We start from the raw sequence: 11573 nt of genomic DNA on the forward strand, positions 1-11573 counted from the left end.
CCGCGCAAACGCGCTACTCTCGGTCACAGCCGTCATCGGCCCTGCGCGGGGAACCTCGCCGCCGAGACGAGTCCCAAGTAGTAACACCGAGCACGCACTATCGGACCATCGCGAATGAACGACATGCCCTCGCTGCACCGGCTGGATACGCCGGTCTCCGGACAGGAATTGCACCCGGACAACCTGTTTTTTGCCGAGACCCTGCTGGAACGCTACCGCGAGGACCCGGAGTCGGTTCCGCCGGCATGGGCCGACTACTTCCGTTCGCTGGAGGGCGCGCCGCGCCGGGAGCGCCGGCGCTCCATGGACCGCCCGGACCTCGCTCACGAGCAGCTGCAGATTCGTGTGCTGCAGTTCATCAACTCGTATCGCTACCTCGGCCATTTCGGGGCACGCCTGGACCCACTGGAGCGGGAGGCTCCAGAGCCTCCCGTGGAGCTGAGCAGGGAGTACCATGGGCTGGACCGAGTCGGTCCGGATATCCTGTTCGATCCCGGCTCCCTGTTCATCGAGGGGCCTGTTTCCCTGGACACGATCGAGCGGGTGCTGCACGAGACGTACTGCGCGAGTATCGGCGCCGAGTACATGCACATCGCGGCGACCGAGGAAAAGCGCTGGCTGCAGAAGCGTCTGGAATCGGCCCATGGCCACTTCGGCTTTGACGACAAGACGCGACTGGCGATCCTCGAGCGCCTGACCGCGGCCGAAGGGATGGAACGCTATCTGCACCGACGCTATGTCGGACAGAAGCGCTTTTCCCTCGAGGGCGCGGAGAGCCTGATCCCGCTGCTGAATGCGCTGGTCCAGCGCGGTGGCGCTTGCGGGCTGCAGGAGATCGTACTTGGCATGGCGCATCGTGGGCGCCTGAATGTGCTGATCAACCTCTTCGGCAAGGCCCCTTCCGAACTGGCCGACGAATTCGAGGGGCGCCCTCGCGACGACCGCGGCACCGGCGACGTCAAGTATCACATGGGCTTTTCCTCGAATGTCGAGACGCCCGGTGGTCCGATCCACCTGGCGCTGGCATTCAACCCCTCGCATCTGGAGATCGTGACACCCGTGGTCGAGGGCTCGGTGCGCGCCCGCCAGGTGCGAGTCGGCGACCGCAGGGGCAACCGGGTCATGCCCGTGGTGATCCACGGCGATGCCGCGTTCGCCGGACAGGGCGTGGTCATGGAGACCCTGAACATGTCCCAGACCCGGGGGTTCTCCACCAAGGGCACGGTGCACGTGGTGGTGAACAACCAGATCGGGTTTACCACTTCGACCCTGAAGGACGCTCGTTCGACGCACTACGCGACCGATGTCGCCAAGATGGTGAATGCACCGATTCTGCACGTGAACGGCGACGACCCCGAGGCCGTGGTCTTCGTCACCCAGGTCGCGCTGGACTACCGCATGCGCTTCGGCAAGGACGTGGTGATCGATCTCGTCTGCTACCGCCGCCAGGGTCATAACGAGGCCGACGAGCCGGCCGCCACGCAGCCCCACATGTACCGCCGCATTCGCGACCTGCCGACCACACGCGAGCTCTACGCGCGCACGCTGATCGAGGCCGGGCTGACGGAAGAAAAGGCCCAGGATGAGGCGGTCGAGGCCTATCGAAACCGACTGGAAGCTGGCGAGCCGGTGGCCCTGGCCCTGCACGAGGACGGGCATGGCAGCACGACCAACTGGGGGCCGTACCTGCACCAGACCTGGGACCAGGATGTGGAGACCGGTGTGGCCGCCGACCGGCTATCGCGCATGCTCGACCAGCTGTCGACCCCACCCGAGGGCTTTCAGGTCCATCCGCGCGTGCAGAAGGTCCTCGATGCCCGCCGCGCGATGGCCGCGGGCGAGCAGCCGCTGGACTGGGGCGCGGCCGAGACGCTCGCCTACGGGGCGCTGATCCAGGACGGCTATCGCATTCGCCTGTCCGGGCAGGATTCCGGGCGCGGGACGTTCTTCCACCGCCATGCGGTGCTGCACGACCAGGAGACCGGGAAGGCACTGGTGCCGCTGCGTCAACTGGATCCGGATCATCCGCGCTTCTTGATCATCGATTCGCTGCTGTCCGAGGAGGGCGTACTTGCCTTCGAGTACGGCTACGCGACTGCCGCACCAGAGGCACTGGTGATCTGGGAGGCGCAGTTCGGCGACTTCGTGAACGGTGCCCAGGTGGTGATCGACCAGTTCATCTCCTCTGGTGAACAGAAGTGGGGCCGTCTGTGCGGGCTGACGCTGCTGCTTCCTCACGGTTACGAAGGCCAGGGCCCGGAGCATTCCTCGGCCCGGCCCGAGCGCTTCCTGCAGCTGGCCGCGCAGGAAAACATGCAGGTCTGCGTACCAACCACGCCTGCGCAGATCTTCCATCTGCTACGCCGCCAGATGGTGCGTCCGTACCGCAAACCGCTGGTCGTGATGACGCCAAAGAGCCTGCTGCGGCATCAGGACGCCGTCTCCGATCTCGAGGCGCTGGCGCATGGGCAGTACCAGACCGTGATCGACGATGCGCGCATCGAGGATCCCCAGACCGTCAAGCGCGTGCTGCTGACCAGCGGCCGTATCTACTATGACCTGGCCGCCCGCCAGTCCGAGGGCGGCCACCGCGATGTCGCCATCCTGCGTCTGGAACAGTGCTACCCGTTTCCCGAGGCGCGCCTGACCGAATTGCTCGGGCGCTATCCGCACGCAGAGGAGTTCGTCTGGGTGCAGGACGAACCGGAGAACCAGGGGTATCTGCCGTTTGTCGCCCCGCGCATCAACCCGTTGCTGGCGGTGCGCGGCCAGACGCTGCATGCGGTTGCGCGCCCTCCGGCCGCCGCGCCAGCGGTTGGTTATCCGGAGGTCCACAAGGCGCAGCTGAAGGATCTGCTCGAACGGGCGTTCGGGCCGATCAGCTCGCGCGACACCCCGCACCCAACGCCCTGAACACAGAAACCAACGCACAGCACAAGGAAGCGAGATGGCATCCGACCTTACCCCGATCGAGGTCCCCGAACTCCCGGAGTCCGTCGCGGATGCGACCGTGGTCGCCCTGCACAAGAAGGCGGGTGACACGGTCAAGCGCGATGAATTGATCGCCGAGCTCGAGACCGACAAGGTCGTGCTCGAGGTCTCCGCCCCATCTGCGGGCACCTTGACGGCGCTGGAGGTCAGCGAGGGCGACGTCGTGAAGGCCGATGCGGTGATCGGCTATCTGGGCGCGTCCGACCAAGCGGACGAAAATGATATCGACGTCGAGGAAGAGGAGCCTGCGGCTCCCGCACCGTCCTCTGATGACTCCGGGGAGGCACCCGGACAGCCTGCCCGGCCCGAGGAGGATGCCCCGGCCCGCGACACGGCCACCGGTGCGCCCGGTCGCGCCTCCGGCAACGCACCGCCGCCCAGTCCCGCCGTGCGACGCCTGCTGCAGGAGGCCGGGATCAAGGCCGAAGACGTCGAAGGCACAGGCGAGGATGGCCGCATCCTGCGCGAGGATGTCGAGCGCGAGCAGGCGGCTCGATCGAGCCGTGGCGACAAATCTCCTTCGGGGTCGCCTCCCGGGCGCGAGCCGGCACCGTCCACAGGCGGCATCGAACGCGTTCCGATGACGCGTCTGCGCGCACGCATCGCCGAGCGGCTGCTGGAGGCCAAGCAGTCCACCGCGATGCTGACGACCTTCAACGAGATCGACATGTCCGCGGCGATGGACCTGCGCGCGCGCTACAAGGAGACCTTCGAGAAACGCCACTCGATCAAGCTGGGCTTCATGGGCCTGTTCGTGGCCGCCGCCAGTCGCGCGCTGGAGCGCTTCCCGATCATCAACGCCGCGCTGGATGGCGAGGAGATCGTGTATCACCACTACAGCGACATCGGCATCGCCGTGTCCTCGCCGCGCGGTCTGGTGGTGCCGGTGCTGCGCGATACCGGCAACGCCAGCGTGGCCGACATCGAGCGGCGCATCCGCGACTTCGCCGAGCGCGCCCGCGACGGCAAGCTGGATATCGACGAACTGCGCGGCGGCACCTTCACGATCACCAACGGCGGGGTGTTCGGTTCGCTACTCTCCACCCCGATCGTGAACCCGCCGCAGAGCGCGATACTGGGAATGCATACGATCAAGGAACGTCCCGTTGCGGTAGACGGCGAGGTCGTGATCCGGCCGATGATGTACGTCGCCCTCTCCTACGACCACCGCCTGGTCGACGGGGCCGACGCCGTGCGCTTCCTGGTCGCGATCAAGGACGCAATCGAGGACCCGGCGCGCCTGCTCCTCGACGTCTGACCCCGCCCGCCCCGGACCGCCCCCCTGTAGGAGGCCAGCCCTCTGGCCGATAGCGACTTATCCAACGCCCCATCGGCCAGAGGGCTGGCCTCCTACAGTCGGCACCGACACGGCCCGTGACCGAACGGGCGAGTCGGCTCGTGACGTTCAGGTACGATCGACAGGGCGGCGGTACGGGCCTGGACGCAGGCCGAACAGCAGGATAGCGGCACCGACCAGGCCAAGCGGCCAGGCCGGCCAGGCCAGCCCCAGCCAGGTGGCAACGTCCAGCTGGGTCGCCAGTCCCGCCAGCGCGAGCAGTCCCGCACCTCCCCAGGCCTCATGGCGGCGGCGGTTCTGGCGGCGCAGCCCCTCTTCCAGGTCCTGAATCTGCTGGCGCAGGGCGGCGTCACGTTCGGAGCGCTGCTCCTCCACCGTCAGGGCCTTTTCCAGGTGCATGGGCATCTCGGGCAGCTGTGCCAGCAGGCGCGGCAGGTGCTGCTGCGCATTGCGGATGAATGCGCGCACGCCCATGCGCTCGTGCATCCAGTCCTCGATGAACGGCTTGGCGGTGGTCCACAGGTCCAGCTGCGGATACAGCTGGCGGCCCAGGCCTTCGATGTTCAGCAAGGTCTTCTGCAGCAGCACCAGCTGCGGCTGCACCTCCATATTGAAGCGCCGCGCAGTCTGGAACAGGCGCAGCAGCACCTGGCCGAAGGAGATCTCGTCCAGCGGGCGCTGGAAGATCGGCTCGCAGACGGTGCGGATCGCCGCCTCGAACTCGTCCACGCGGGTGTCCTTCGGCACCCAGCCGGACTCCACGTGCAGCTCGGCCACACGGCGATAGTCACGGTTGAAGAAGGCGTGGAAGTTCTCCGCCAGGTAGCGCTGGTCGGAGTCCAGCAGCGAGCCGACGATGCCGAAGTCCACCGCCAGGTAGGTCGGGTCGTCCGGGTGGGTGGCATCGACGAAGATGTTTCCCGGGTGCATGTCGGCGTGGAAGAAGTTATGCCGGAACACCTGGGTGAAGAAGATCTCCACCCCGCGCTCGGCCAGCAGCTTCAGATCCACATTACGTTCACGCAGCGCGGCGATATCCGCCACCGGAATGCCGCCGATGCGCTCCATCACCAGCACGTTGCGGCGGGTGTAGTCCCAGATGATCTCCGGGATGTACAGCAGGTGGCTGTCCTCGAAGTTGCGGTGGATCGCGGCGGCGTTCGCGCCCTCGCGGATCAGGTCCAGTTCGTCGGTGACGGTCTTTTCGTACTCGTCCACCACCTCGCGCGGGCGCAGGCGCTTGGCCTCGGACCAGTAGCGATCCGCCAGATCCGCGATCAGGTGCATCACCTCGAGATCGGCGCGGATGGTCTTGAGGATGCCGGGGCGTACCACCTTGACCACCACCTCGCGCCCGTCCTGCAGCGTGGCCGCGTGCACCTGAGCGATGGAGGCCGAGGCGATCGGCGTGTCGTCGAACGTGGCGAAGGCGATCTCGATCGGGCGCTCCAGCTCGGACTCGATCAGGGCGCGCGCCTGCTCGAACGGGAACGGGGGCACCCGGTCCTGCAACCGGGCCAGCTCCACCGCGATGTCGTCCGGCAGCAGGTCACGCCGGGTGGACAGCATCTGCCCGAACTTGATGAAGATCGGCCCCAGGTCCTCCAGCGCGCGGCGGATGCGCTCGCCGCGCGTACCTTCGGTACGGCGAAACCAGTTCCAGGGCGCGAGGTAGAGCAGGAAGCTGAGCGGGCGCAGCGGCTTCAGCGTGAACAGGATGACGTCCAGGCGATAGCGCACCAGGACCCGCGCAATGGTCCACAGCCGCAGGCCCCGGTACAGCGCGCGGCGCATCAGGCCTGCCGGTCGTCAGGTGCGGAGGACTGTGCCTCCAAACGGCGCAGTCGGGCATCAAGGCGAGCAACGCCATCACGCAGGTCGGCAACGTCCTCGGCAAAGGCCTCGAAGGCCCCTCCGGCCGGCAGCCACTCGAGCTCGTCGCGCAGATAGTCGGCGGTATCCTCGGCGGAGCGGCGGCCCAGGTGGCGCAGGCTGCTGCGCGCCTGATCCAGCAGGTGGCGCAGCGGCCCGGCGGCCCCGGCGCCGGCAAAGCGCTCGAACAGCCCCTCCCAGTCGATCCCGGAGTCGCGCAGCGCATGCTGCAGATCGGAGAGGACGGTGGCGTCACCGGTGATGGTCAACCCGGAGCGGTCGTCACGGCCCAGCGCCGCGGCCAGCGACAGCGGCGAGCCCGCCAGCTGCACATCCACCGGCTCCTCGACACCGCCGATGACCTGCAGGCGATCCGCGGCCCCGACCAGCGAAAGCGCGATCCCCGGCGGTTCGATCACGATCGCGATCGCGCGCCCGGCCAGGCGCGCCCGGTCCTTCTCCGGCGCGCTCGCCAGGTGCTCGTTCAGCGCGACCTCGATCAGGGCCGTGAACGGACTGGGAAGTGCGATGGGTTCGGCCATGAAAACGCTACAGTTTCGTGCCGCGGTGCAGGGCGACGATGCCGCCGGTCAGGTTGTCATACTCGACCCGCTCCAGCCCGGCATCGCGCATCATCCCGGCCAGGGTCTCCTGATCCGGATGCATGCGGATGGACTCCGCCAGGTAGCGATAGCTGTCCGCATCGTTGGCGACCAGCTTGCCCATCAGCGGCAGCATCTTGAATGAATAGACATCGTAGATCGGGCGCAGCGGCGCCATCGGCTGCGAGAACTCCAGCACCAGCACGCGCCCGCCCGGCTTGATCACCCGGCGCATCTCGGCCAGCGCGCGCTCCTTGCGGGTCACGTTGCGCAGGCCAAAGGCGATGGTCACGCGGTCGAAGTAGTCATCCGGATAGGGCAGCTGCTCGGCGTCCGCCTGCACGAAATCGAGGTTGCCCACATGGCCCTCGTCCAGCATGCGGTCGCGCCCGGCCTCCAGCATCGAGGCATTGATGTCGCAGACCACGATCTGCCCCTTCGCCCCGACGCGCGGGGCAAAGGCCCCGGCCAGGTCCCCGGTGCCCCCGGCCAGGTCCAGGATCTTCATGCCCGGGCGCACGCCGGTGCGCTCCAGCGTGTAGCGCTTCCAGATACGATGGATGCCCATCGACATCAGGTCGTTCATCACGTCGTAGCGCGAGGCGACCGAGTGGAACACCTCGCCGACCCGCGAGGCCTTCTCGGACTCGGGGACGCTCTGGTAGCCGAAGTGGGTCTTGCCGGGTTCTTCTTTCATCGTCAGTGCGTCTTGCGCTCGTGGCCGGCTTCTTTCAGCCGATCCAGGTAATCCTGCCACAGACTTTCCTGCTCCGTGCCGAGCTTGTGCAGGTAGTCCCAATCATAGATGCCGGTGTCGTGGCCGTCAGAAAACTCCAGCTTCACCGCATAGTTACCGACCGGCTCGATCCCGGTGATGTTCACATCCTCCTTGCCCACCTGCAGCACCTCCTGGCCCGGCCCGTGCCCGCGCACCTCGGCCGAGGGCGAGTACACCCGCAGAAATTCGCAGGGCAGCTCGAAATGCGAGCCATCGGAGTAGGTCAGCTCCAGGATGCGCGACTTCTGATGCAACTGGATATCGGTGGGTCGGTGCTTACTGCTCATGCGGCCTCCAGAATCCTCGGGTCCGGGCGGGCCCGGTAAGATCTTGCGTGACCGCCTAAAGCGGCCATCGTCAAAGGACTGCGAGGATACCAGCCCTGCAGGCCAGCGTGGCATCTCCCCGCGCATCGCAGGCCCGCCCCCGGGAGGATGCATCGCACGGGCGATCCGGGACTATGTGCGAGAGCGTTGCTCGGCTACCCGGCGTCGCGGCCCCGCTCGGGGACGGGGGGCGGGGTGGCACGGGAGGAGACGCTGAGGGCGGTGACTGTGACCAGGATCAGGGCCATCCCGATGATCTGAACCAGTGCCAGGCTCTCGTGCAGGATCACCACACCGAACAGTGTGGCCGTGACCGGCTCGATCATTGCCACGATCGACGCGACTGCGGGAGCCGTGGTCCGCAGCCCGTTGATGTAGAAGGCGAACGACAGGCCGGCGCCGAAGACGCCGAGCGCAACGAACAACGGCCAGTCGGTGGTGGTCAGGACGGCGGCCATCTGCGTGTTGTCGCCCGGCAGCATCAGCAGGATAACGAGTACGCCGAAGGCGATCGTGAGAATCGCCTGGGGGCTGCCGTGCTGGCCGGCGTACTTGAAGCCGAAGATGAAGATCGCGTAGGACAGGCCCGCAAGCAGGCCGGCACCGGCCCCGATCAGCGTCACGCCCCCCGCTCCGGTGTCGTAGATCTGGGTGAGCAGGACGATGCCCACCATAACCATCGCGATGGCCACCAGCTTGAGCGTGGTCGGGGTTTCCAGCCTCAGGGCGAAGGAGATGATGTAGACAAACACCGGGGCGCAGTACATCAACGTGGCCGCGACCGCCACGCTGCCGTGCGCGATGCTGAGAAAATAGAACGCGAAGTTGCCGGCAACACCCAGCCCGGCCACGGCGGACCAGAACCACATCTTGCCGCTGCCCAGTCCACTGCCGCCCGGGCGCCAGGCGAGCCAGATCAGCACGAACAGCAGGCCAATGGCGCCGCGGTAGAACGAGACCACGAAGGCGTCCCAGCCGTCGGCCATCAGGATGCCGCCGATCCCGCCCGACAGCCCCCAGAAAAAGGCTGCCAGCACCACCAGTCCCACACCCAGGCCCATCAAGAGCTCCCTTTGATCGTTTTTTTACGAAACGGGCCGCCATCGGGGACGGCCATAGCCGAGCTTCATCGACAACACGCCGAACCGCTGGTTAGAGCGGTGCCGACATCCCGCTTGGGCCTATGCAGGATACGCGGCCTGAAAGGTGAATCCAGACGGGGGAATCCGACTATGGCTTTTCCCACCGCTCCGTTGGCGGGGCAAGAAGCGGCCCGGCGATGATCGGGCCACAGTGACCCGCGGGCGACAGACAGGGGCCCTAGCGCACGTCAGTAACCATCGAAGGCCGCGAGGACTTCGGCTTCCAGGACAGGCTCGTCTCCACTGTGGCGCGGCGAGAAATGGAAAGGAATGACCCGCCGCACACCAGCCTCGCGGGCCAGCCGCCCGGCCTGGCGCGCAGTCAGGTGGGCGGTGGCCGCTGCTCGAGGGGCAGCGGCATCGAGAAATGGGGCCTCGATGTAGAACAGGTCGGCGCCGCGGGCCAGTGCCACGATGGCGCGGCGGTTGGCCTCATGGAAGGCGACATCGGTGACGTAGGCGATCTTCTGCCCGCGTGTTTCCTGCAGCACCTCCTGACGCAGGTAGCCGAGCGGCAGCTCGCGCCGGTGCTCGCCGTGGCGGTCGTGCCAGGCGATTTCCACCGGGGTGTCGTCGGTCGCCTCCTCCCGAACCAGGCGCTTCAGGTGCGCGAGCCACGGCCCGGTCGGCAGGCCGAGGGCGTCCAGCCGGTTGCGCCAGACATTGATGTGGGTCTTTTCCTCCAGCATGAAGCCGAGACAGGGGATGCCGTGATCCAGCTGTGCCGCGCGGATGCGAAAACCCGGTTCGTCGAGTAACACCCCGCCGGCAAATGCCGGCGGGGCGACATCCTGGCGGCGGAAGTTGTCGCCGGAACGAAACCGGGCGCGGGCATGGCGACCGTCTGCGGTGAACTCACTGACTTCAAACACCAGTTCGGTGGTGTAGTTGTGCAGCAGGTTCCAGGTGTAGCCCTGCAGGTGGTGGCCAGCATGCTCGATCAGGCCCGGTGGGCCGTGCAGCCGCAGGTGTGCATCGCGCCCGAGCAGCAGCCGCAGCAGGGTATCGAAGCCGATGAAGTGGTCCATGTGAGCGTGCGAAATGAACACATCCGACAACCGCAGCGCACGGCGCGGGGGCAGAGCACTCAACTCGCCGAGGTCGAACATCAGCGCGCGGCGCTGGAACAGGAAGTCGATATAGAGGGCCGGGTCGCCACAGGGGCCGTTGATCAGATGCGGATGGAACAGTGGCGTCACCGGCGATCGACCTCGTGGATGGCCCCGGGAGGACTTCGGGCATCATGGTTCCATTCTAGTCCACCCATCTCGCCAGACCGCTTGGTTGCCGCTGATTACCGGGACCAGCGGCATAGCCGTTTGCGGCCACAGGGACCCGCAAGCGCGGTCACCGCCTGGTCCGCCCGACACACTTTCTCGGCACGTATGGGGCTTAGTGGTGCGCGGAAACCGCAGCCGCAAACTCGCCGCAAAGCTCGTGAGGCGCCGAGTGGGAGATATCGCCCAGGGACAGCATGCCGACCATCCGCTTGTCCTTGTTCATGACGGGCAAGCGACGGATCTCGCGCTCCTCCATGAGGTGTACGGCGTGCTCGAGTTCATCGTCCTCGAAGCAGTAGATGATCCCGGAGGTCATGACATCGCGCGCCGTGAGGGACGCAACCTCTTTGCCTTCGGCGATGCCGCGACAGACGATGTCGCGGTCGGTCAGCATGCCGATCAAGCGGTCGTTCTCGCCTATGGGGACTGCACCAATGTCCTTCTCGCGGAGCAGCTTTGCGATCTCGACGATCGGGGTATCCGGAGCGCACCACTCCACTCCAGTGTGCATCGCTGATTTGACGTGCATCGCCTTGCCCTCGTTGCAGGAAGTTCATTCACCTATATAGCAAAGGGTTACAGCTCTTGCGGGGCCAATAATCTAATGATCCGGGCAAAGGGGAGGAACGGGGTACGCCCTACGAAACCGATTGAGTCGACCACCACAATTCGACCGACGATTCCTGGGGGCAGAGCACAAAGGACACCCCTGCGAACGGCTCTCGGGGCGAGGCCCACCGAAGGCGGTGAAGATACAAGACAAGCCTTTCCAGGAGGATCGCAGGCAATGTTCCTGGCACTATGGTGGGCCCAGAATCTTGCCCCTGGCTCAACACGGAGGGGGCGACCCATCTGCTTCCTGTGGGCTGACGGCAGGGCCATTACGGCTGGCGTTCCTCAATCCGTTTGAGCACACGATCGGCAACCTTTCCACGGACGACGACGTCGTCGGCACCCGCCTGGCGGGCGGCCTTGAGCATCGCGCCTTCCACGTGCGGGCCGAAGGCCAGGATGGAGGCATCGGGACAGCGTTCGCGCCAGATGGCCACGGTGTCCACGCCGCGGGCCGCCAGGTCGATCACCACCAGATCGGGGTGCTCGATCCCATCGCCACTGGTGACTGCGGCCCCGGCCGAGCGCCAGCGGGATTCAAGGCGCACGCGGGTCATCAGGTCCGGGGTATCGAGGTGGATGTGCATGGGCGTCTCCGGCGGAAGGGGTCTGTCACCTGGATACACAGCCTCGCGCACGACGGGCAGCCGCACCAGAGACGCCATGCGGGGCA

Annotated in this window: 10 protein-coding genes; 2 read left to right on the forward strand and 8 right to left on the reverse strand. The window is 66.5% G+C overall.

All coding sequences use genetic code 11. The features are described 5' to 3' along the window. Positions 1-114: 114 nt before the first annotated feature. Positions 115-2913 (forward strand): 2-oxoglutarate dehydrogenase E1 component, encoded by a 2799-nt coding sequence (locus C995_RS0101405; protein WP_018863229.1) that lies wholly within the window; start codon positions 115-117, stop codon positions 2911-2913. A 34-nt stretch (positions 2914-2947) separates the two neighbouring features. Next, positions 2948-4249 (forward strand): 2-oxoglutarate dehydrogenase complex dihydrolipoyllysine-residue succinyltransferase, encoded by a 1302-nt coding sequence (odhB, locus tag C995_RS0101410; RefSeq protein ID WP_018863230.1) that lies wholly within the window; start codon positions 2948-2950, stop codon positions 4247-4249. A 147-nt stretch (positions 4250-4396) separates the two neighbouring features. On the opposite strand, the gene ubiB is transcribed toward odhB, so the two are convergent. The 8 genes from ubiB to C995_RS0101450 form a co-directional block, all read right to left on the reverse strand. Further along, positions 4397-6082: a ubiquinone biosynthesis regulatory protein kinase UbiB gene (gene ubiB / locus C995_RS0101415; RefSeq protein WP_018863231.1), complete on the reverse strand. Its 1686-nt coding sequence runs from the start codon at positions 6080-6082 to the stop codon at positions 4397-4399. Further along, positions 6082-6702 carry an SCP2 domain-containing protein gene (locus C995_RS0101420; RefSeq protein WP_018863232.1) on the reverse strand — a complete coding sequence of 207 codons (621 nt, stop codon included), beginning with the start codon at positions 6700-6702 and terminating at the stop codon, positions 6082-6084. The genes ubiB and C995_RS0101420 overlap by 1 nt, the downstream gene beginning before the upstream one ends. 7 nt (positions 6703-6709) lie before the next feature. After that, on the reverse strand, positions 6710-7459 hold the full coding sequence (gene ubiE / locus C995_RS0101425; protein ID WP_018863233.1) for a bifunctional demethylmenaquinone methyltransferase/2-methoxy-6-polyprenyl-1,4-benzoquinol methylase UbiE: 750 nt from the start codon (positions 7457-7459) through the stop codon (positions 6710-6712). Between the two features lie 2 nt (positions 7460-7461). Next, positions 7462-7827, reverse strand: a complete 366-nt coding sequence (locus tag C995_RS0101430) for a gamma-butyrobetaine hydroxylase-like domain-containing protein (RefSeq protein ID WP_018860968.1) — start codon at positions 7825-7827, stop codon at positions 7462-7464. Positions 7828-8021: 194 nt separating this feature from the next. After that, a complete protein-coding gene (locus tag C995_RS0101435) occupies positions 8022-8927 on the reverse strand; it encodes a DMT family transporter (protein ID WP_018863234.1) in 906 nt (301 codons plus the stop codon). Between the two features lie 269 nt (positions 8928-9196). Continuing rightward, entirely contained in the window at positions 9197-10207 is a 1011-nt protein-coding gene (locus C995_RS0101440; protein ID WP_018863235.1) for an MBL fold metallo-hydrolase, read from the reverse strand. A gap of 193 nt (positions 10208-10400) precedes the next feature. Continuing rightward, positions 10401-10817 (reverse strand): CBS domain-containing protein, encoded by a 417-nt coding sequence (locus C995_RS0101445; protein WP_018863236.1) that lies wholly within the window; start codon positions 10815-10817, stop codon positions 10401-10403. A 352-nt stretch (positions 10818-11169) separates the two neighbouring features. Further along, positions 11170-11487, reverse strand: a complete 318-nt coding sequence (locus C995_RS0101450) for a hypothetical protein (RefSeq protein WP_018863237.1) — start codon at positions 11485-11487, stop codon at positions 11170-11172. Between the last annotated feature and the right edge of the window lie 86 nt (positions 11488-11573).

The organism is Thioalkalivibrio sp. ARh3 (assembly GCF_000377265.1).
Classification (GTDB): Bacteria; Pseudomonadota; Gammaproteobacteria; order Ectothiorhodospirales; family Ectothiorhodospiraceae; genus Thioalkalivibrio; species Thioalkalivibrio thiocyanoxidans.